The 24,033-nt window shown below is 32.5% G+C and carries 17 protein-coding genes; 13 read left to right on the top strand and 4 right to left on the bottom strand.

Translation table 11 applies throughout. From position 1 onward, the window contains the following. The coding region (locus RC62_RS18480) for an IS3 family transposase (protein ID WP_055097733.1) at positions 1–751 on the top strand (751 nt) is incomplete at its 5' end. Between the two features lie 67 nt (positions 752–818). On the opposite strand, the gene RC62_RS18475 is transcribed toward RC62_RS18480, so the two are convergent. Further along, complete coding sequence (locus RC62_RS18475) at positions 819–7,775, bottom strand: T9SS type B sorting domain-containing protein (RefSeq protein WP_167343866.1); 6,957 nt, start codon at positions 7,773–7,775, stop codon at positions 819–821. Between the two features lie 831 nt (positions 7,776–8,606). On the opposite strand from RC62_RS18475, the gene RC62_RS18470 reads away from it, so the two are divergent. From RC62_RS18470 to RC62_RS18415, 12 genes are all read left to right on the top strand, one after another. Then, complete coding sequence (locus RC62_RS18470) at positions 8,607–9,053, top strand: GNAT family N-acetyltransferase (protein ID WP_055097730.1); 447 nt, start codon at positions 8,607–8,609, stop codon at positions 9,051–9,053. Between the two features lie 93 nt (positions 9,054–9,146). Next, complete coding sequence (locus tag RC62_RS18465) at positions 9,147–10,607, top strand: lipopolysaccharide biosynthesis protein (RefSeq protein ID WP_055097729.1); 1,461 nt, start codon at positions 9,147–9,149, stop codon at positions 10,605–10,607. Between the two features lie 49 nt (positions 10,608–10,656). Continuing rightward, a complete protein-coding gene (dut, locus tag RC62_RS18460; RefSeq protein WP_055097727.1) occupies positions 10,657–11,091 on the top strand; it encodes a dUTP diphosphatase in 435 nt (144 codons plus the stop codon). Between the two features lie 304 nt (positions 11,092–11,395). After that, entirely contained in the window at positions 11,396–12,412 is a 1,017-nt protein-coding gene (locus RC62_RS18455) for a sugar phosphate nucleotidyltransferase (protein ID WP_055097725.1), read from the top strand. 48 nt (positions 12,413–12,460) lie between these two features. Then, the gene (locus tag RC62_RS18450) at positions 12,461–13,813 is read left to right on the top strand and encodes a tetratricopeptide repeat protein (protein WP_055097723.1); all 1,353 of its coding nucleotides are present in this window, start codon (positions 12,461–12,463) and stop codon (positions 13,811–13,813) included. A gap of 13 nt (positions 13,814–13,826) precedes the next feature. Further along, a complete protein-coding gene (locus tag RC62_RS18445; protein WP_055097721.1) occupies positions 13,827–14,606 on the top strand; it encodes a DUF4292 domain-containing protein in 780 nt (259 codons plus the stop codon). Positions 14,607–14,629: 23 nt separating this feature from the next. Beyond that, the gene (locus RC62_RS18440; RefSeq protein ID WP_055097719.1) at positions 14,630–15,910 is read left to right on the top strand and encodes a murein hydrolase activator EnvC family protein; all 1,281 of its coding nucleotides are present in this window, start codon (positions 14,630–14,632) and stop codon (positions 15,908–15,910) included. A gap of 96 nt (positions 15,911–16,006) precedes the next feature. Beyond that, entirely contained in the window at positions 16,007–16,399 is a 393-nt protein-coding gene (gene rbfA / locus RC62_RS18435; protein ID WP_055097718.1) for a 30S ribosome-binding factor RbfA, read from the top strand. Position 16,400: 1 nt separating this feature from the next. Beyond that, complete coding sequence (locus RC62_RS18430; protein ID WP_055097717.1) at positions 16,401–17,600, top strand: ABC transporter permease; 1,200 nt, start codon at positions 16,401–16,403, stop codon at positions 17,598–17,600. A gap of 170 nt (positions 17,601–17,770) precedes the next feature. Further along, entirely contained in the window at positions 17,771–19,198 is a 1,428-nt protein-coding gene (locus RC62_RS18425) for an MATE family efflux transporter (protein ID WP_055097715.1), read from the top strand. A gap of 101 nt (positions 19,199–19,299) precedes the next feature. Next, positions 19,300–19,557: a type II toxin-antitoxin system Phd/YefM family antitoxin gene (locus tag RC62_RS18420; protein WP_055097781.1), complete on the top strand. Its 258-nt coding sequence runs from the start codon at positions 19,300–19,302 to the stop codon at positions 19,555–19,557. Between the two features lie 5 nt (positions 19,558–19,562). Then, complete coding sequence (locus RC62_RS18415; protein ID WP_055097713.1) at positions 19,563–19,838, top strand: Txe/YoeB family addiction module toxin; 276 nt, start codon at positions 19,563–19,565, stop codon at positions 19,836–19,838. Positions 19,839–19,927: 89 nt separating this feature from the next. Here RC62_RS18415 and dusB read toward each other — a convergent pair whose 3' ends face one another. The 3 genes from dusB to RC62_RS18400 all read right to left on the bottom strand — a co-directional run bounded on the left by dusB (position 19,928) and on the right by RC62_RS18400 (position 24,025). Beyond that, positions 19,928–20,920, bottom strand: a complete 993-nt coding sequence (dusB, locus tag RC62_RS18410; protein WP_055097712.1) for a tRNA dihydrouridine synthase DusB — start codon at positions 20,918–20,920, stop codon at positions 19,928–19,930. Positions 20,921–21,071: 151 nt separating this feature from the next. After that, positions 21,072–22,361, bottom strand: coding sequence for a phenylacetate--CoA ligase family protein (locus RC62_RS18405; RefSeq protein WP_055097710.1), 1,290 nt, complete (start codon positions 22,359–22,361; stop codon positions 21,072–21,074). Beyond that, entirely contained in the window at positions 22,358–24,025 is a 1,668-nt protein-coding gene (locus tag RC62_RS18400; protein WP_055097709.1) for a C45 family autoproteolytic acyltransferase/hydolase, read from the bottom strand. Before RC62_RS18400 ends, RC62_RS18405 begins: the two co-directional genes overlap by 4 nt. Positions 24,026–24,033 lie beyond the last annotated feature (8 nt).

Genomic DNA, 24,033 nt, shown 5'->3' with positions numbered 1-24,033 from the left:
GAAAGGTCAGGTAATCGATAAATATCAAGAGATAAAAGATTTAATTAAACAGATTTACAATTATCATAAGGGTAGATTAGGATACAGACGTATTACTCTATTACTCAAAAAAGAGGGGATTTTAATTAATCACAAAACAGTACTTCGATTGATGAAATTTTTAGGATTAAAAAGTTTAATCAGAATCAAGAAGTACAGATCGTATAAAGGAGAGCACGGAAAGATAGCTCCTAACCTGCTACAGCGCAATTTTAAGGCTGATATACCTAACCAGAAATGGGCAACCGATGTGACTGAATTTAATATTTCTGGCAATAAATTGTATCTATCGTCGATAATCGATCTGTTTAATGGAGAGATAATTAGCTATGAATTATCGCAAAGACCAGTGTTTAGTCAAGTTTTAAATATGCTTGAAAAAGCATTTAAAAAAATACCCGATAACACTAATCTGACTCTGCATTCTGACCAAGGATGGCAGTATCAAATGGCACAATATCAGCATTTATTAAAGAAAAAAGGAATTATGCAGAGCATGTCCAGAAAAGGTAATTGTCTTGATAATGCGATAATTGAAAACTTCTTTGGAATATTAAAATCAGAGTTGTTTTATCTTAAAAAATACACTTCCATTAATCAATTGAAACAAGAGATTATTGAGTATATAAATTATTATAATAATGACAGAATTAAACTTAATCTAAAAGGAATGAGCCCGATACAATATCGAGCTCATTATTATAAAACTTAATTATTAATTTGTCTAAACTTTTGGGTGCAGTCTAATTGTTGGCTCTTTTTTTATGATATAATATCACTTATCTGTAAAGTGTAAAATGCCCAATAAACTCTCTGTCATCTTTAGCATCGTTTAATTTTATTATGTACCAGTAATCACCAGTTGGTAATTCTGTATTATTATATTTTCCATCCCATTTTTGACCAAATTTATAATTGCCAATCAAACGATTGTATCGGTCAAAAACAGTAAACGTCAGATTTTTATAATTTCCAGCACATTGTGGTCCCCAAGTATCATTGATTCCATCACCATTAGGAGTAAAATTATTAGGTATGCAAAGATCAATGTATTCAAAATATCCTGAAGCTGTTGCAGTACATCCATTTTTGTCAGTTACAATTGCCGTGTAAATTCCCGATTTAGATATGAAAAAATTATTGGTTAAATTGTAGTATTCTTCATTAAAAGCATATCTATATTGCCCATTTCCACCTGAAGCTGTCGCGACAATTTCATTTAATTTGCCGTTCGTTAGTGTTAAGGTCAAAGGTTGGATATCATCTATAGTAAATGACAATGTTGATTGTTCACAACCATTTGTATGCCTCGCTTTTATAGTATGTAATCCGGGTTTAAGATTTGTAAATACATTACCAGACTGATAAATATTAGTATTATCTATCGTATAATCAAGATCAGCTGGATTAATATTATTTTCAATAATTGAAATAGATACAGAATTTGTTGTTGCATTATTTAAGCAATCGTAAATAATTGCTGCCTGAGGTTTAAATGTAACAGCATCTTCCATTGTAACTTCAACTTCGGTTAAGCAATAGGCATCCTTAATAAATACCGTATGATTTTTACCACCGGCAAGTTTTGTAAAATCATATTGTGTTCCTGAAATCAATCTATAAGGACCATTCAGGTTATTAAGACTTACACTATATGGTGGAGTTCCTCCAAAAACACTAATACTAAATGCACCATCATTATCTCCCTGGCAAATTTCCTGAAATACAGGATCAATAACCGTGGCATGCAAAACTTCCGGTTCTTTGATCTCTAAGATTACAGATTCATTGGCTAAACAGCCTAATTCATCCTGAGCGAAAATTTGATAAGTGCCGGGAGCTAAATTATCAAACACTAATTTATCATTGAACTGAGTTAAGTCTGGAGAAATAGCATACTTGATAATTCCTGTACCGCCAGTAGATGTAACTTTAATTTTGCCATCATTAGCACTATTACAAGTTATATCAGTCGCATTGCCAGTAAATAAAAGAGGCAGAGGTTCATTGATAAAGTAATCATTCTGGGCTGTACATCCTGATATATTATCAGTTACTATAAAAGTGTATTTTCCTGCTGGTAAATCTGAGTAAGTTATAATATTGCCTATTTGTGAAGATTTTAATCCTGATGTATTGGGTATTAGCTCATAGCTATATTTCGCTGAAGAGATAAAGTTGTTTACAATGTAAGTTATCGATCCTGTATTTTTGCCATTACATCTTATATTATTATGTGATTGTACAGCGATACTAATTTGTGGTTCTTTTATTACTTCAATAGATTTTGTTATAAAGCATTTTGTATCATTATCAGTTGCTTTAATTTGATATATTTTTGGTAATAATCCTGAAAAAATGCCCGTAGAATTTGCTGAAGCGATTCCAGTAGGACTTATAATTTCATAAGTATATGAAGAATCAGCCGAAGCGCCACTTACATTGTTTACAGTAACTGTAGCACTACCATCAAGCGTATTACAATAAATAGGCGTTATTGAAATATCTATATTTGTTCGCGGATTATATCCGGGAATAAATATATGACCTGTAATTTTACAGCCATTTTTATCTACAACAACATAGTTTATTGTTTTTTCGGAATTTATATTAAAAGTGTTTTTTGTGTTAGAGAATGAAATTCCATTATTGAAACTATAGCTATATAATTCATTTTCATTAACAGGAACGAGTGTTACAACAGCATCAAGTAATTCATTATTAGGACTACATCTAAATGGTGTTAAAATAGTTTTTATTTCCGGAGCTTTTAATTTAGTTATAGAAAATTGCCTGATTTCAAAACATTTAGAAATTTTGCTTTCAAACCGAATCCAAATTTTTGTTACTCCTAAAGGTACGGTGTAGTTTGACAAATCTGATGTTGGAATTGCATTGATAAGCGTAGGATTTTGAGCATCTGATAAACTGGTATAAAAAAGAATTTCCAGATCGTCCAGCAAAGTAGGATATTCAGGAATACTGTTAATTTGGGAAGTCATGTGTTTAACTTCATCCAATAGATTTACGGTACTCGGAGTTTTACCATCAGGGTCAAATTCACAAAGACTTACGCCTACATAATCGTTTACCTGAATAGATGGATATACTTGTAGTTTAACCGAAGCGATATTATCACAGTAGCCAAAAGCACTGACTCTAACATAAACAATATGCTCATATGGATTGATATTTTGCCAATTTGCGGTGTTTATTATAACATTCGTATTATTTTGCGCGTCATTTTTTGTTGGATAATATCTAAAGATAACATTTGGGTAGTTAGAAATGTTAAGTTTTACAGTTGTTAAATCAAAGTTTGTCTTTCCATCATGATCTGATTCATCACATTTTAAAATTTCCGGCTGGATTGAATTTATGGGAACTTTTTTATTAATCAGGAAATTGACAGCGACTACAGAGAAACAGCCTGTATTATCTTTTTTATCAATACGTACATAAACTGAATGAGAATCAGAATCAATTCCGGATTGTATATTTGATTCTGTAAAAGTATAGTTTAAATTATTTATAGTGTTTCCACTTCCGCCAGCAGCCTCAAGTTGATTTTTATAATAACTAAAAATATATAAATTTTCAAGATTGGATTCTCCTGTAATTATTCTGTGTTTAAAAATATTTAAATCAGGAATAACATATTCTCCATCCAGTTTTCCATCTGTTTCATCACAAACTTCCTCATATATATCCTGTGCTTTAGGAGTGTTGTAAATAGTAACGCTCAGTTTTTTAATAATATAACAATTTGTTGCTTTAGAGATAAATTTTATCCAAATTTCGCTCGCACTAGTTGCTATAAAACGTGTTATGTCTAAATTTAGCGCAATATCATTTACCGCATTAGTCCTTGAGTTGTGATAACTTACAATAAAATCATTTAGGTTTGCAGACGATGTTATCATCTGCGGAGGGTAATCTCTTAAATCAACTTGTTTAGACATTTGTCCATTTGCGCAGGCTACAATTTCAGAATCTATAATACTACTATCAAGAGAAGGAGTTTGTTTGAACACAATTGGTTTAATAGAAAAACATCCGGCAGGAGTATAGAGTACTCTTACCCAAATTGTTTTAGGAAAAGACGTAATGCTGTAAACAGAGGTTACTTTACCAAAAGTTCCTCCGGCAATAGCATCATTTTCAGTAGTGTCGTAATAAGTAAATGTATAATTAGCGGTTAACGGAAAACCTAAAATATCATCTCTATACCTATCTAAAGTTACGTTTTCTTTTATAGCGCCATTTTCGTTTCCAGTGTTATTGTTACAAATGATATAAACAAGTGATTTTTTTTCTAATTCAGGAGACGTTACCAATTTAAATTTCAGTTCTGCTATTATGGGACAATCTCCAACATTCTGAGCAATATTAACCCATACAGAATTTGTGGCAGTTGCTTCAAAAACAGTAATAGAAGATGTTAATGCTGTCGTAGCATCTGACTGCGTTTCATAAAATTTATAAATCATGCCTGGAGAAATACCTGAATTATTAGCAATAAGCTGATCCTTTATATAGCTTGTCGTTAAGACTTCTTTTCCATCATTTTCAAAGTCACAACTTTTTATTATAGTATTGGTAAGTACCGGAGTTTTAATCAGGGTAACAGAAAAAGTTACTACTTTCCAGCAAGTAGTAACTTTATCATATATTCGAAGATAAATAGTCGTAGGAGAAACCGTTACCAAATAATTTATTGCCAATGCATTTGAGATAAAGAATGGTGAATTTTGATTTCCTGATTCTGCAGCAGAAAGAGTTCCGTAAAAAGTAATTTCCGCATTTGGATCACTGTTTACAATTGCTTCGGTTAAATTCACAAATTCCTGATTATCATTATTTACATCACATATAAGTAAATTTTTTAGGATTGGTAAAGCTACAGCAGTAGTAAACCGGAATTTAATTTCGACTATTACGGGACATTCCTCCTTTATGTTAAGTCTTGCAAATACGGACATTTGCAAAGCATTGATCTCAAAATTATTGAGATTGCTAATGTAATTCGTTGCTCCCGCATGAGCCTGACTTAAAGTTCGATAATATCTTATTGGAGTTTGTAATCCATTTAATTGTGTGGCAGACAGCTCATTTTTTATATCAGTTTCATTATTACTTATCTTAATTATATCGACCAGTTCTTTTTTATCATCATCAAAATCACAAACTATATAAGCATTTATGAATTTTTCGACTATCGGAACCAGATTAAAATTTATTTCATGAGTATAAATACATCCATAATATTTTGCATAAACGTATACTGTAGTGAGGGAATGAATTAAATTTATATTAGTTATAATTTTGCTGCTGTTACCCGGATCAGATTCATAATTATTCAGATCTTCCAGGGCAGCAAAAAAATGAATTGTTGCTCCCGGATATTCTGATTCCAAAGCAATTTGCCATTTTGGTTTAGGATTATAATCTGACTTTAGAGTGATGGTTTCTTTTCCATCATTATAACTGTCACATATTTCAAAAGTTTCTGGATTTAATGTTGCTTTTTGTGACGCACTTATCGGAAAATTGACATAAGATTCTAATCCGCTTGAATTTATTTTAAATCGCGCCTGTATTACTTTAAAAAAAGGTGGTGCAAAAATATAACTATAAGGGCTAGTATCAGTAAGTAAGGAATTATTGGCAGTATCATAAAATCCAATCAGCATAATATCTGATAAAGTAAGTCCTCCCTGTAAATAGAATTTGAGATAATCCATATCAAGATTTACAGTAAATGATGTTTCGTTTGTATCACAAATAGCGCCGCCACCTCCACCTGGGCCGCCTGGGCCGGTTGCGCTTCCTCCGTCTCCGCTTCCTCCTCCAGGGAAACCATCACAATCATCATCTGCAGCAAGAGTGAGTTGTGTATATGCATCACAATAGCCAATAGCAGTTGCCTTTATATAAAAAGTAGCATTCATAGTCAGGGTTGCAGAAACAGGATTAGATATTTTATAAAAAGCAGAATAACTGGAATTAGTATAATATTCGAAGTTTATTCCTGTAGTTGGAGAATCAAGAAGTTGTGCTTCGTGTTGGGTTAAATTATAATTTTTTATGATTTGTCCCTCTGTTACATGACAAATTAAGAATGCTTTTTCCGGCTTTTTAACTTTTATATATTGTTTTAATTTTATTTTAAACGGAACAATAGTATAACAATCAGGATCATTATAAGAAGTATTCCATACTCGTAAATAAAGGATCTTGGTATTATCAGGTTCTCCATTTGCATTTAATGGATAAGCAGTATAATTGGTAATTTCAGGAGTACCGGCATTTGCTTCTGTCTGAGATTCAAAGTATTTATAAGTGGTACCGTTTAGGCCTGTAATACCTAAACTATTTAAATTGACTGTTTCTTTTCCATCATTATTTTCATCACATTTTTCAAAAATCTGATTAAGAGGAATTACAGGTTTTTTATTTAATTTCAGGTTTAATTTTGTGACACTATAACAAACCCCGCTTTTTAATACTTTGACATACACAGTTTTATTATTAGAAAAAACATAGGCATATTTAGGATTTAATATCGGAATAGTAAGATTTTGATCTTCAAAATAAGAGAAAGAAAGTGATGAATCGGGATTTATTTCGGATTCGTATACAGTTAAATCCACGGTATAACTTTCTCCATTATTTATACAAAAAGCTGATGCAGTACTTTCTTTCGCTGTTGGAAAATCCTGCGAAAATTTAACCTCTATAGTATCTGCAACCAAAACCGGAGTACACAAATTATAAGTTACCTTAACCTCGTATTTGGTATTTTGGGTTGGATAAACCAATATTTCTTCTAAATTTCTTGTTCCTGAAATTTCACTTCCGGCATTAAACCATTGAATTGCAATGTTGGTATTGCCGTTAGGAGCAAATCTCCAGGCTTCATTATGCGCCTCCCAGTTCCCGCTATCTCTGTTTGGAGCTGCAATTCCTGAACTTGAGTCATAGTTAGTAAGACCTAAAGCAGCATTTTTTTGAAATGGATTCTCGTCAAAAACAGAATTACTACCTTCATTTCTAAAACGGTCTTTTACATATACATCTATTATATTAGAAGTTTCATATAATACAATTTGTGAGGTGGAGTTTTTTTTATTGAGCATTTCATATCCCCATTGTTGGATATTGTTGTAATTAATAATAAATTTTCTGTTAGGAAAACTACCTTCTACCCGATATAATACCTGATTTATATTTATCATATCATGAAAAACCCCGAAAATAGAATTTTTGGGAAGCCCATTCGGAATTGGTCCTGAAGGAGCGCGGGCACAATCTTCTTCCGCCAAAATGGTATTAAAACTAACTACTCCGTTATCGCTAATGATGATTTGTGAAAACATATTACCATAAAAACAAAAGCTGAAAGGCAAATTTATAACCGCGCTGTATGTATCATCTTGCTTGCCACTTTTATTTAATATAATTATTTTTTCTCCCTCACTAAAATCTCCAGCCGGAACATAATCAATAGAAGATACTGAATAACGGTTACTTTCTCTTATTTCTGGAAATTTTGCTCTTAACTTAATTCGTTTATTCGAAAGAAAGTCGTAATCACAATCAATAGGTATTATACCGGTATTTTCTTTATGGTCATTAATCTCTACAGAAGGAATAGTAACATGTTGCGAAAAAATTTTCTTTGAAGACAATAGTAAGAGAAAAAGAAAGAGTAACTTGATATTTAGTAATTTCATAATAGTCCATGAATTAATTAGCACCATTTCTTTTAGAGTACCATTCACTATATTTTATGCGTCGAAATTGCAAAATAGTTTTCCTTAAATAATTTGTACGGAAAGGTTTAAAACATTTTAGTTCTTATTATTTGGAAGCTCTAAAAAGAAGGAAATTAAATAAGATTTTTGAACACAATAGCCATTATAGGTTTTATGACTAACAGAATAGGGTTTTTTATGAAATGGAGTATGGCCATTAAACTACGATTTACAACAAAAAAGAGCCAACAAGTAAATGTTGGCCCTTTTTCTTTATATAGCAGTTTTAGTTTTTTTGATGTTGACTTATAAAATGGTGATTCTCAATTTATCCAAAAAACCGAGAATCAGTACCATTTTATAAAATTATTTACAGATTTATCACCTCTGTTGTGCTTTGTCTTTTATGGGAACAAACTAGCTTTATTAGTCCCAATGCTCTGTTTTTTTGAGGGTTACATATCAGCAGAATCAATCCCTTTGTGCTTTGTCTTTTATGGGAACAAACTAGCTTTATTAGTCCCAAGGCTCTGTTTTTTTAAGGGTTACATTTCAGCAGAATCAATCCCTGTGTGCTTTGTCTTTTGTGGGAACAAACTAGCTTTATTAGTCCCAAGGCTTTGCTTTTTTTTAAAGGGTTGTATTTTAGCTTTGCTCATTCCCTTTGATACAAAGTTAGTACAGAAGTACTTGTGAAAATTTATATAATTTTTAGACTTTATTATAAATTTCACACACAGACTTAAGGTTGAATTATATAACAGACAATTAAAAAAAATAAGTATTTTTGAAGTCTATTTTTTTATTGCAATGAAACTACAAGTAAAAGAGCTTATCACTATAGAAGCAATGTTGGCTCAAATAGCAACTATGCGATTTCTTTACCCTAATTTATCGGTAGAGAAATATGAGGCATATCTTGCTGAAATGGTGCCTCATAACTATATCCAGATTGGCGTTTTTGAAGAAGATGTTTGTCTGGGAATTACAGGTTGTTGGTCAGCAACCAAATTATGGACGGGAAAATATCTCGAAATTGATAATTTTGTAGTAAATCCCGATCATCGTTCTAAAGGAATAGGAAAATTATTGACAGATTATGTCGAAAAAAAAGCTTTAGACCTGAATTGCAGTTCTATAGTTTTAGACGCTTTTACCGGAAATTTTGCCGCACACCGCTTTTACTACAATCAAGGTTACGGACCAAAAGGTTTTCATTTTGTTAAAATTCTTGACGAAAAAAAACTGACACAATAAAATTCACGCAAGTTTTTTTATTGAACCAACAAAATCAATAATAAACCAAAGAATTGGTTATTTTTGTTTTACAAACTTTATTATAAAATTATTTTGGGATTATATAAAAATCTGTTCAAACAAACTGCTATTTACGGACTAGCAACGGTATTGCCAAGAATGCTAAGTTTTTTATTGGTAAGATTGTATACCGGTATTTTACCAACTGCAGAATATGGCGAGGTTTCGATCGTTTTGTCATGGATGGTTTTCTTTAATGTGGTTCTTTCGTACGGAATGGAAACGGCATTTTTTAGATTCTACAGTGCAGAGGATGACAAGAAAAATGTAATAGCAACTTCGACAATATCCATATTCTGGTCCTCAATTATTTTCTTGTTCGCTGCTTTAATTTTTAGAAATACATTGGCAAGCCTTGCCGAAGTCGATGTACAATATATTACCTATTCAGTTTGGATATTAGTTTTAGATGCTTTGGTTTTAGTGCCGTTTTCTAAGCTAAGAGCCAATCAGAGACCAATGGTTTATGCTGCAATTAAAATTGGAAATGTAGTAATCAATATGTTGCTAAACTTTTTCTTTTTAATATACTTACCAAAACTTGCCGCTTCAAATCCTAATTCGGTTTGGGATAATTTATATGTTGAGAATTTCCAGATTGCTTATATTTTCATTGCAAATCTATTAGCGAGTCTGGCTACTTTTATAGTGCTTTCTCCAAATTATCTTTCGCTTGGAAGAAAATTTGATCCCGTACTTTGGAAGAAAATGATGAAATACGGTTTACCAATTTTGGTAGCAGGATTAGCCTTTGCCGTTAACGAACATTTCGATAAAATCCTTCTGGGATATTTATTACCTGAAAATCTTGCAAAATCTGAAGTTGGAGCCTATTCGGCTTGTTATAAATTAGGACTTTTTATGGTTTTGTTTGCAACAGCTTTTAGATTAGGAATTGAACCCTTCTTTTTTAGTCATGCTAAAAATGCAAATGCGCCACAAACCTATGCTGTAATCACAAAATACTTTGTAATTTTTGGTTCATTGATTTTATTGGGAGTTATTGTTTTTGCAGATGTTTTAAAATATCTTTTGCTTGACAATAAAGAATACTGGGAAGCAATGAAAGTAGTTCCTCTAATTATATTGGCAAACTTCTTTTTAGGAATTTATAACAATTTATCGGTTTGGTATAAACTGACAGATAAAACAAAAATTGGAGCATACATTTCAATTGTGGGTGCAATTGTGACATTGGTTTTAAATTATTTCTTAATTCCAAAATACAGTTACTACGGTTCAGCAATTGCAACTATTTCTGCTTACGGAAGTATGATGTTAATTTCTTATGTTTTAGGAAATAAATACTATCCAATACCATATGACATGAATAAAATTGGCGCTTATTTAGGGATTTCAATTGGTTTTTCGGCTATTTCTTTTTACGGATTTAGAGAGAATTATTTTGTTGGGATTCCGTTATTATTAGCATTCATGTATTTTGTGTATCACAACGAAAAAGACACTATCAAGGGAATTATGAATAGAAAGTAAAATTGAATTTGAACAAATTCGATTTGATTTTTAATCTTTTAAAATAAAAATGAAAATACAAATTATCAACAAATCACAGCACGCATTACCAAACTACGAAACAATTGCTTCGGCAGGAATGGACTTACGTGCGAATTTAACAGAATCCATAACATTAAAACCATTAGAAAGAACCATTGTAAAAACGGGACTTTTTATTGAATTACCAATAGGGTACGAAGCACAAGTTCGACCAAGAAGCGGTTTAGCTGCTAAAAAAGGAGTTACGGTTTTAAATTCTCCAGGAACTGTTGATGCCGATTATAGAGGTGAGATAGGGGTAATTTTAGTAAATTTATCAAATGAAGAATTTATAATTGAAAACGGAGAAAGAATTGCACAATTAATTATTGCCAAACACGAAAGAGCAGAATGGATAGAAGTTGCAGAACTTTCTGAAACATCAAGAGGTGAAGGTGGTTTTGGGAGTACAGGTGTAAAATAGTTTTTTAGTCGCAGTCACAGTAATCAGTTTCTGTACTTTACGGCCTTATAAATAAAATGAAAAACTTTGTAATCTTTGCGGTTAAAAAGTTTTCAGTCGCAGTCACAGTAATCAGCTTCTGTACTTTGCGACCTTAAAATGAAATAAAAAACCTGGCGATCTTTTCGAATCCCGATAACTATCGGGATTGCGAACTTTGCGGTTAAAATTTCAACACAAAGAGAAAATAAATAACCTTTAAGGTTAAAAATTAAGAACCAAACTCAGAGGATTTTTTAAATCTTCGAATAAAATAAAAGATAAAATGAAAATAATCGTTCCAATGGCGGGTCGCGGATCAAGACTAAGGCCACATACTTTAACTGTTCCTAAACCATTAATTCCTGTTGCAGGAAAATCTATTGTTCATCGTTTGGTCGAAGATATTGCTAAAATATTAAAAGAACCTATCGAAGAAGTTGCTTTTATTTTAGGAGATCCTGCTTTTTTTGGAGATGATCTTGTAGCAAGTTTAGAAGAATTGGCCGGAAGTTTAGGAGCAAAAGCTTCAATATATCGTCAGGATTTACCACTAGGTACTGGTCATGCAATTATGTGTGCCAAAGAATCTTTATCCGGACCCGCGGTTATCGCTTACGCAGATACATTAATCAGAGCAGATTTTGAATTAGATCCTGCTGCTGATGCTGTAATTTGGGTAAAACAAGTAGAACAGCCAGAAGCATTTGGTGTAGTAAAATTAAACGCAAATAATGAAATTATAGAATTGGTTGAAAAACCAAAAGAATTCGTAAGCGATTTAGCCGTTATCGGAATCTATTATTTTAAAGAAGTTGGCGATTTGAAAAAAGAACTTCAGGGAGTTTTAGATAATAATATCCAAAATGGAGGAGAATATCAAATCAACGACGGAATCAAAGCAATGATGGCTAATGGTAAAGTTTTTAAAACCGGAAGCGTTGACGAATGGATGGATTGCGGAAACAAAGATGTTACTGTTGAAACCAATTCAAGAATGCTGGGATTTTTACATAATGACGGAGAACATTTAGTTGATTATGATGTAAAACTAGAAAATTCAACCATTATTCCTCCTTGTTATATTGGAGAAAATGTAGTGTTGAAAAATGCTACAGTTGGACCTAATGTTTCAATAGGAAAAGGATGTCACGTTATTGATAGTTCAATCAAAAATAGTCTCGTTCAAACCTATTCTCAAATAAAAAATGCTAACTTAGACAATGCCATGATAGGAAATCATGTTGTTTATGATGGTAAATTTACCAGTATTAGCATTGGAGATTATTCGGTTTTAGAATAAATTATAAGTTTAATAAATCCGTTTTTGTTTAAAGATTAAATTTTAGAGATGATACAAAAAGGAGTTATAGTGATTTTGTTTTTCGTTTTGCTTTGCAATCCAATTTCGGTTATGGCTCAAACAGAACCCGAAGATATTGCTATGGCAACGGATGAATATCAGGATGCTTTTTATGAATCTTTAAAACAAAAAGGAATTGAAAATTATGATAAAGCCATTACATCATTAGAAAAATGTGTAAGGCTAAAACCTAATGACGCCGTAGCTTATTTTGAGTTAGGAAAAAATTACCTGTCTTTAAAAGATTATCGAAATGCACAGGATTCATTTGAAAAAGCAACTCAATTAGATCAAAAAAACAAATGGTACTGGTTAGGGATTTACGATGTAAGTTACGAAACCAAGAATTACCCTTTGGCAATTGAAACGATTCAGAAAATAATTGCATTTGATGAAGAGTACAAAGATGATCTGATTTCATTGTATATGATCACAAATCAATTTGACAAAGCACTTGTGACTATCAACGAAATGAATGATAAATTTGGAAAATCAGAAGATCGTGACCGATACAAATTACAGATTTTATCTCAGGGAAAATATCAAAATGCCGAAGCAGCAAACCTGATCGATCTGATAAAAAAGAATCCAAAAGAAGAATCGAATTATATCAATCTGATTTTTTTATATTCAAAATCTGAAGAAACAGATAAAGCTTTAGAAGTTGCAAAACAATTAGCAAAAGAGGTTCCAACATCAGAGTGGGCACAAGTTAGTTTGTTTAAAGTTAATATAGACGCAAACCAGGCAGATAAAGCCATTAAGGCGATGAATGTAATTTTGTCAAGTTCTAAAATTGATTCTAAAATTAAACATCGTACTTTAAATGAGTTTTTGATTTATGTGAATAAAAATCCACAATATGCTCCTGATCTGGAAAAAGCAATTGCCTATTTTGACAACGATAAAGAGATTGATGTTGCAAAAGAAATAGGAAAATTTTATCACAGTAAAGGTCAGTTTGCCAATGCGATTAAGTATTATGAAAAAGATTTAAAATCAAATTCAGATACAGATCGTGAAACCAATTTGTTGTTGCTGGAAGCTTATACGCAAGCAAAACAATTTGAACCAATGACAAAAAGAGCGATGAATATGATTGAAGTTTATCCTAGTCAGCCTCAGTTTTATTATTATGCCGGCTTAGGAAACAATCAGTTGCAACAATTTAAAAATGCAAAAACCGTTCTGGAAATGGGACTCGATTATGTGGTCGATGATAAAACGCTTGAAGCAAATTTTAATATTCAGTTAGGAGAGGCATATAATGGTTTGGGAGATGCTAAGAAAAAAGAGGAATACTTTTTGAAGGCAAGTGAATTATTAAAGAAAAAAAAGTAAAGAGTAAACTCATATGAAAAAATATATAGCCATAGTATTAGTAACGGTTTCTATGATTTCTTGTAAATCAAAAGCAGTTGCAGTACAAAATAATGACACTAAAGAAGTTGTTGTTAAAGAAGACAAGAAAGCAATTGACAAACACTATGATAATAAGTTAGATTTTTCGACTTTATACATAAAAGCCAGTGCAAAATATGCTGATGAAAAACAAAGTCAGAATGTTACTGCTGAAATTAAAATAGAGAAAGACAAACAAATTTTGGTAAGTGTTCGTTTTTTAGGGATTACAATGGCAAAAGCTTTGATAACACCAACAGCAGTAAGTTACTACGAAAAAATAAACAGTACCTATTATGAAGGTGATTTTACCAGTTTAAGCAAATGGTTAGGCACTGAATTAGATTATAGCAAGGTTCAAAATTTGTTAGTTGGAGAAGCACTTGACGATTTAAGAAAAGGAAAATATACACAAACAATTGTAGAGAACCTTTTTAAGTTAGAAGATCAAAAAGAGGCAAACATAAAGAAATCTTTCTTTTTGGATGCGGATAAATATCTATTGCAAAAAGAAGAGATTTCGCAACCTTCAGAAAACAGAATGTTAGAAATTTTATATTCAGATAGTAAAGTTTTTAATCAGGGAACGCTTCCAACAAGTATTGAAATTAATGCAATTCAGCCAAAAGGAAAAACCAATATTAATCTGAATTATAATAATATTTCATTTAATGAAGAACTTTCTTTTCCTTATAGCGTACCAAGTGGTTATAAAAAAGTTATAATTAAGTAAATTTGCAAAAAGAAAACACAAACATGCCAAAATTTCTCCTAAGCCTAATTTTTATATGTGCCACTACATTTATGTGGGCGCAAGATTCGCAGCAAGAAAAACTTGAACAGCGTAAAGCTCAGATTCAGCAGGAAATTAGAGATAACGAAAAAATGTTACAGTCTGTAAAGAAAAAAGAAAAATCAGCAGTGAATGTTTTTTTGATTCAGGCCAATAAAATCAAACTAAAAGAGAAACTGATTAATACTACCGCAAAACAAGAAAAGCTTTTAAGCAATGATATGTACATTAACCAAGTGAAGGTTAATAAACTAAAAAAAGAACTTGAAGTATTAAAAGCAGATTATGCAAAGATGATTCTGAAATCCTATAAAAGCAGATCAGAACAAAGCAGGGCTATGTTTATTTTATCTTCAGAGAGCTTTTTGCAAGCTTATAAAAGAGCTCAGTATCTAAAACAATATACCAATTTTAGAAAAAATCAAGGTTTAGAAATTCAATCAAAAACAGCAGAATTAGTCGACTATAATGCTAAGTTAGACGGTCAAAGACAAGTTAAGAAAAAGATTATTGCTGAAAATCAAAAAGAAAAACAAAGTCTGGAGATTGAAAAACAAGAGCAGCAAAAATTAGTTAATTCGATTAAAAAAGATAAAAATAAAATTATTGCAGATACAAGATCTAAGCAACAGGAATCGAGAAGGATCGACGCCAAAATTAAGGATCTTATCCGTGAACAAATTAGATTAGCGAATCAAAGAGCAGAAGAAGAAAGACGTAAAAGAATTGCAGAAGGTAAAGCCAGCGAAGCAGAGAAAGCAGAAGCAGCAGCACCTAAAAGTTATTCATCAGACAGGATTACTTTAACCCCGGAAGGTAAAATTTTAGCTGCCGATTTTAAAGCAAACAGAGGAAAATTGCCTTGGCCGGTAGAGAAAGGATTTATATCGCTTGGTTACGGAGATCAGCCACATCCATTATATCCAACACTTACGGTTCATAATTCAGGAGTAGAGATTACTACAGAACAAGGAGCAAGTGCACGTGCCGTATTTGAAGGAGTCGTATCAAAAGTTATAGCCTTGTCACCAGTAAACAGAGCAGTTTTTATTCAGCATGGAGATTACTTTACGGTATATCAAAACCTAAGTCAGGTATCCGTTGATCAAGGAGACAAAGTAAAAGTGAAACAAGTCATTGGAAAAGTAAGAACCAGTGGAGATACCGGAAAAACAATCATTAAATTTTTGATTCTTCAAAATACAACAAACAACAATCCCGAAGGATGGTTGCAAAACAGATAATAAAAGGGAGCTAATTAGCTCCCTTTTTTATGTTACAATTGCAATTGTTCAGCTTAAATTGTTAAGATTGAAATTTAAAAATAGTATTTTTGCACTATGGAAACAAATAGACAGAAAAAAATAGGCGGTGTCATCCAGAAAGATTTGGTTGATATTTTGCAAGGTGAAGTGAGAAAAAACGGAATTAGTAATTTGGTAATTTCGGTATCCAAAGTTAGTGTTACTTCAGATTTATCTGTAGCAACCGTGTATTTAAGCATTTTTCCTCAGGACAAAGCCAAAGAAACTTTAGAAGGTATAAAATCAAACAGTACTTTAATCAAACACGATTTATCGCAACGTGTACGTTTGCAATTGCGTCGTGTACCAAATCTTGTATTCTTTATCGATGACTCTTTAGACTATATCGAAAAAATTGATAATGCGTTATCAAACAGAGAAAACCCAATTGAAAATCGTGATCTTTTAGAAAAAAGAAGAAAATCATAAATTGAATTTCCCCCTTTACATAGCCAAACGTTATATTTTTAGCAAGAGTAAAAACAATGCTATCAATATTATTAATCGTATTGCCAGCATGGGAATTATTGTTGGTACAATGGCTTTGTTTGTGGTATTGTCCGTTTTTAGCGGATTAAAAATTTTTAGCCTTTCGTTTACAAACGAAATAGATCCTGATTTAAAAATTACAAGCACATACGGAAAATCATTTTTGATTACACCAGATCAGGAAAATCAAATTAAAAAGATTGATGGCGTTGTTTCATACACCAAAATTATTGAAGAAAGGGTTCTGTTTTTATTTAAAGACAAACAGCAGGTAACTTATCTAAAAGGAGTCGACAAAAACTATCCGGTTGTAAACGATATCAAAAAAAAGCTCTTTAATGGCGAATGGTTTAAACCTGATACTTATCAGGTGGTTATTGGCTACGGAATTGCTCAGGATTTTTCGATGGGAATTCTTGATTTCGAAAACCCATTACAAATTTTTGCACCAAAACCAGGAAAAGGCGCAATTGAAAATCCTGACGAAGCATTTAATAAAACAGATGTTCTGCCAGTTGGAATTTATTCGATCAGTGAAGATTTAGATTCAAAATATGTTTTTGCAGATTTGGGTTTAGCACAGGAATTATTGATGTACAAACCCAATCAAATTTCGGGAATCGAATTTAATCTGAAAGATAATGCCAACGAAAATGCTATTAGTGATCAACTAAAAACAATTTTCAATAATAAAATCACCTCAAAAAACAGAGCGCAACTTAACGAGTCTTTGTACAAAATGCTGAATACAGAGAATATTGTTGTTTACCTGATTTTTACCTTAGTAATTATTGTAGCACTTTTTAACTTAGTTGGAGCTTTGATAATGATGATTTTAGAGAAGAAAGGAAACTTAAAAACCCTTTTTAATCTGGGAACAGAAATCAATAGCCTGCGAAAAATATTCCTGCTTCAGGGAACTTTACTCAGCGTTTTTGGAGGTATAATTGGTCTTGTTCTGGGTATTATTTTAGTGCTTTTACAGCAACAATATGAACTAATCATGATTACGCCAACCTTGGCATATCCCGTAGTTTTCAATCTCGAAAACGTACTTATAGTTATGGGAACGATTGTATCACTAGGTTTTGTAGCTTCTTTAATTGCCAGTAGCAGAGTAAGTAAAAAGTTATTGGATTAATATTTCTTCCTAAAAAATATTACTTATATTTATCCTCTTAAAAAACTACAGTTTATGATTGTTTCTGCCTAATCCTATTTTATTTTTTTAATAATTAGGATACTTACGTTTATTTTTTCGAGTTCAGATTATTGTATCTGAGCTAATACCATTTTTTATCCTAACACATCATGACAGAAACAACAATAAAGAAAAGTTTACTTTCTAAAATTTTCACCACTTTAAAACAAGCAATCAAAGGAGATGAATCTTTTGATTATACAGCAGGAAGCATAAAAAAAGCCGTTATTCTATTGGCCATTCCAATGGTTTTAGAAATGATGATGGAATCTGTTTTTGCTTTGGTCGATTTATATTTCGTAGGACATTTAGAGCATAGCAGTTTTGCTATTCAAACCGTTGGTCTTACTGAATCTGTACTTACTATTATATATTCAGTCGCAATAGGTATGAGTATGGCCGCAACAGCAGTTGTAGCAAGGCGTATTGGCGAAAAAGATCCTGTTGCTGCAGCAAAAGCAGGAATGCAGGCTATTATAGTTGCCTTGGTAATTAATACCATAATTAGCATTCTGGGAGTTCTGTATGCCAAAGAAATTTTGATTTTGATGGGTGCATCAGAACAAGCCGCAGAACACGGATATATCTTTACCCAAATTATGATTGGCGGAAGTTTATGTATTATGCTTTTATTCCTGATCAACGGAATATTTCGTGGAGCAGGAAATGCAGCTATTGCCATGAAAAGTCTTTGGTTAGCCAATATTTGCAATATCATATTATGCCCTATATTAATTAATGGTCTTGGGCCAATTCCAGCTTTTGGATTAACTGGTGCGGCTATAGCAACAACATTAGGGAGAACCATTGGGGTATTGTACCAATTATATCATTTGTTTTTAGGCAATGGTGTTTTGAAAATTAAAATTTCATATTTCATTCCGGATTTTCATCAGATAAAAGCATTGGTCAAAATTGCAGCTCCCGGTGTTTTACAATTTGTTATTGCCTCTTGTAGCTGGATATTCCTGGCGCAATTGGTAGCAACAACAGGCGGTGATCATGGATCAGCAGGATACCAGACAGCACTTAGAATTATGATGTTTTTTATTCTTCCGGCTTGGGGATTGAGTAATGCCGCAGCCACGTTGGTTGGGCAAAATTTAGGAGCAAAACAAATTGATCGTGCTGAGAAATCCGTTTATACCACAGCCAGATATAATGTCATTTTTATGGCAACAATCATGATAATTACACTATGTTTTGGAAAATATATCATTTCGTTTTTTACGAATGATGAATTGGTAAGAACAATAGCCGTTGAAGCTTTACAGATTATGAGTATCGGTTTTATCTTTTACGGAATTGGAATGGTTTTAATCAACACATTCAATGGAGCAGGAGATACCTGGACACCAACCGGAATTAATTTTTTTGGTTTTTGGTTGTTCCAAATCCCGTTAGCATACATATTGGCTAAACATTTTAATATGGGACCAACAGGAGTTTTTATTGCAATTCCGGTTGCCGAAACTGCCATAACATTAGCGGGAATATTTTTCTACAAAAGAGGAAAATGGAAACGTATTCAAGTATAGTTTATACAAAAAAAGACCTTCAAATTTTGAAGGTCTTTTTTGTAGAATATTTTTTGTACCTTTGAATGTACAAAATAAAGCACGCTTTAAATCAAGTAAAAATGAAAGCAATAACAATATCTACATTAAGAAAAAATATCAAAAACTATTTTGATGAAGTATCTGAATCATCAGAGATTATTGTCGTTCCAAGAAATACTGAGGAAGATGCGGTTGTAATAATTTCTATGAAAGAATACAATTCAATATTAGAAACACAGCATTTGCTATCAACTAAAGCGAATAGAAAAAGACTTTCAGAATCTATAGAACAAATGGAAAATGGAAAACTCAGTACTTATAATTTAGATGAACTTTAGATTCTATGGATATTTGTTTTACTAAAAATGGTTGGGAAGAGTTTGAATACTGGATTGAAAATGATACTGACACCGCAATAAAAATAAAAGAATTAATTAAATCAATTAGACAAAATCCGTTTAAAGGAATTGGGAAACCAGAACCGTTACGTCATGACTTAAAAAGCTTTTGGTCCCGAAGAATTAATGGAGAACATCGATTAGTTTATAAAGTTTCTGGAACTAAAGGAATCGATCAAAAATGTATTATAATACAATGTAGATTTCATTATGATGATTAATAAAAAACAAAAAAGACCTTCAATTTTGAAGGTCTTTTTTGTATCAGCATCTTTACCATAGTTTTAAACTTGACAAAGATTATTATAGTCTAAACAAACTCATATCCGGCATAAACCTGTTCAATTTCTTTCATAATGGTAAACAAAGCTTCAGGTTCATCAGTGGTCACCAACTTTTGTTTGTATTCTTTAAACGAATGAATTCCTTTGAAATAGTTGGTATAATGACGTCGCATTTCAACGATTCCTAAACGTTCACCTTTCCATTCCATTGACCACATAAGGTGGTTTCTCGCGGCTTCTACACGATCAGCAACTGTTGGAGCAGCCAAGTGTTCACCTGTTTTAAAATAGTGCTTGATTTCGTTAAAAATCCACGGATAACCAATTGCAGCACGACCAATCATGATTCCGTCAATACCGTATTCGTTTTTATATTTTAATGCTTTTTCAGGATTATCGATATCGCCATTTCCAAAAATAGGCATTGTAATTCTCGGATTGTTTTTTACTCGGGCAATATGTGACCAGTCAGAATGTCCCTTATACATTTGTGCACGGGTTCTTGCGTGAATCGTTAGAGCCTGAACACCAATATCCTGAAGTCTTTCGGCAACTTCATCAATATTGATAGAATTTTCATCCCAGCCTAAACGGGTTTTTACAGTAACGGGCAAATCAGTACTTCTGATGACCGCTTTTGTCAAACGTACCATCAAATCGACATCTTTTAGAACTCCTGCACCTGCACCTTTACAAACTACCTTTTTTACCGGACATCCAAAATTAATGTCCACTAAATCAGGCTTTACCGTAGAAACAATTTTAGACGAAAGCGCCATTGCTTCTTCATCACCACCAAAAATCTGAATTCCAACCGGACGTTCGTAATCAAAAATATCCAGCTTCATTCTACTTTTAATAGCATCACGAATCAATCCTTCTGACGAAATAAATTCAGAATACATCATGTCAGCGCCATGCGTTTTGCATAATCTGCGAAACGGCGGATCACTAACATCTTCCATCGGTGCGAGTAATAAAGGAAATTCGGGTAATTCTATGTTGCCAATCTTGACCATCTTCAATATTTTGTGCAAAATTACAACTTTTTAGTCGAATTGCACAATTCGAGGTACAAAGGCTCAAAGTAACAAAGGGACAAAGGTTTTTTTTATAACATTGATTAAGAGCCTTTGTACCTCTGGACCTTTGTTACTTTGTACCTTTTTTCTAAACTCTATAATCAAAAAACCGAATAGGTTTTCGGCTCATTGGGTTAAAAACTAACGGATTCAGAGTTTCTTTTGAGGCGAATTCTATCTTTGGTGTAACCCTTAATTTGGCTCTAAAGTGATCTTTTATTTCTTGTAAAAATTCAGCAGATTGATTTTTTACGGCGATTTTTATCAGGATTTCATCTGTTCCTAAATCGTTGGTTGAGATTTCGATAATATGATTTTCGATATTATCAAAACCACTCAAAACATCATTCATCGCTGGCGGATACAATGTTGTACCTTTATATTTAATCATTTGTTTTTTACGACCTACAACTGGGCCAACACGCAACGTATTTCTGCCGCAAGCGCAAGGACTATTGTGTAACTGAACAATATCTCCGGTTTTAAAACGCAATAATGGCATAGCTTCAATGCCTAAAGTCGTAAAAGTCAGTTCGCCAATTTCGCCCTCTTTTACCGGAATATTATTTTCGTCGAGAACTTCAACAATAATCAATTCCGGATGATGGTGACCACCAACTCCGTGTTCGCATTCTGTAAAAGCAGTGCTCATTTCTGTAGAAGCATAAGTCGAAAACAACTTGATGTTCCACTTTTCGGTGATTTTATTGGATAGGATATTCATCGAAAAATCCTGGTTTCGCAAAGATTCTCCAATGCAAATGGCACCTTTTATACTTGAATTGTTATAATCGATTCCGTGTGCTTCGGCGTATTCAATTAGCTTTAATAAAAACGAAGGAACCGTAATTAAATAAGAAGGCTTGTATTTTAAAATCGAATCCCATTGCAGTTCCGGAATTCCGGCTCCAACACGAATTACACCCACTTTTAGTTTTCGCAAACCAAGAAAATAAGCCAATCCAGCCATAAATTTTCTGTCGATTGTGGTCATTAATTGTACCACATCGCCTTCAGCAATTCCGGCACAGGCAAATGAAATAGCTTCATTATATGCTAATCTGTCTAAGTCAGAATCTGTTAAACCAAAAGTTACAGGATCGCCTAAAGTACCAGAAGTCGAAGCATAATCAATAATTTTATGTTGCGGAACACACAAAAAATCATCGTTATATTCTTGTAAATCTTCTTTTGTTGTTATAGGCAAATATTGTAAATCCTCGAGTGTTTTAATTTTCGAAATATCAATATTTTGCCCTGCAAAAAGGCGTTTATAAAAAGGGGAATTCTGACTGATGTATTGTAAAAGTTCTACTAATTTTTGCTCTTGAAAATTTTTAATTTCTTCTAAAGAATCTTTTTCTATTAATGGAATCATTGTAATTTTCTTTTGATTTTTTTTAAATATTTTTCAATTGCTGTTTTGTCAGGAACTGTTGTAATTTCTTTGGTTAATGCTTTTTCAAAATTGATCTGAGAAAGACGGTATTCTTTTTTTTGATAAAAGTACAACCCTGCTTTGTAATACACAACCCAATAATCAGGGTTTAAGGATTGATAATTTGCGATAAATTCAGGACTTATAATTTCTTTATTTTTTAGATATAAATCTATTTTGTCATCTTCGATTCTAAATTTCTGATAGTTTTTATATGACGCAGTTTCCAGAAAAGGATCTTTGGGAATGTCTAAATTTTTCTCTTGAAAAGAAGTAAGAGCATTCATTTTTCTCTCTTTAAAAATGGAATCTAAATTATAACAAACAAACTCTCCTAACTGATACGGATTTGCAGATACCCAAACCAGTTTCTCTTTAGGTTTGAAAATTACACCATGATGTGCCATCAATTGATTCAATGCTTTTTCGTTTCCATAACCCAGAGCAATATTTTTAAGACCGTTTTTATTTCTTAAAATATCAGAAGCAATTTTGGGATTTATTTTTGGATTTTCTGCAAAAAGTTCCTGCATTCTTTCAAAGCGATATTCAGAATGACTATTGGCAATTTGCAGTTGATTTCTTTTTTCATCCTTTAAACCTTCTCCCTGAAAATGATTCGAACAAATTAATTGATTACTATTTGGTACTTCGTATACATCCATTTTTTTAGGAGAAACCTCAATTAAAACAGCTTTATTATCGTTTGCACTTCCAACCATAATTGATTCAGAAACAAAAACTTCTGTTTTTTTAGCGATAGCAATTGCTTCTTCAATATTTTTTGCATGTTGCAGGATTTCACGTGTCAGGATTGAAATTGGGGTTTTGGCAATCAACGGAATTTTAGATTTCGAAGCATTTATCGTAACCGTCAAACCTTGTTCATTCATTCCTGAAACAGCGCCAATCATTCCGGGCCAGGTTACCATCATAAATCGATGACCTTCTTTTGGATTTATAAACGCTACGATTTTATTTTCCGCGAAAGCGTCACTGACATAAAAATCAAAATTACGTCCCAGAATTAAATTCCCGTCTTCAGATTTTTCTCCCCAGGCAGCAAAAGAAGAACAGCCAACCAAGGCTAAATCTTGCAAAGCATGACCAATATCGTGTGCAGCGTGCAAATACAAACTTCGCTGATATTGTGGTGCAATATTTTCAAAATCATTCGAAGTATATTTTGAAACCCCAAAAATTTCGACTTGATATTCATCAGGAACATTCGAATATAATTTCCTGTTGTACCATTTTAGAAAATTTCGAAGAAGCCGCTGTTGAAATTTAGATGGTACAATATCCTTTATTTTAGAGAAAAAAATATGCTCCTGATTTTTTAAAAGAGAATCAGATAAAGCACCGGTATTGAGACCAATTTCCAGAGGATCGCCTTCAACATATAACTCCCAAAGACCTTGTTTGTTTTTTAAAAGTGAATTTTTTCCAGAGATAAAAACGCTGTCAGATTGTTTTATTACAACTGGTTTTGTAGCATTATATTGGGAAATTTCAGGCTGATGACGCATAGATCTTGACGTTCCGCAGGAGGCTAACATCAATAAAAAAACAACGAAAAAAAGTAAATTAATTCGGCTTTTCATATCCACAC

The sequence above is a fragment of the Flavobacterium aquidurense genome, assembly GCF_001404985.1.
Classification (GTDB): Bacteria; Bacteroidota; Bacteroidia; order Flavobacteriales; family Flavobacteriaceae; genus Flavobacterium; species Flavobacterium aquidurense_B.
This window is presented reverse-complemented; position numbering and strand designations above follow the sequence as displayed.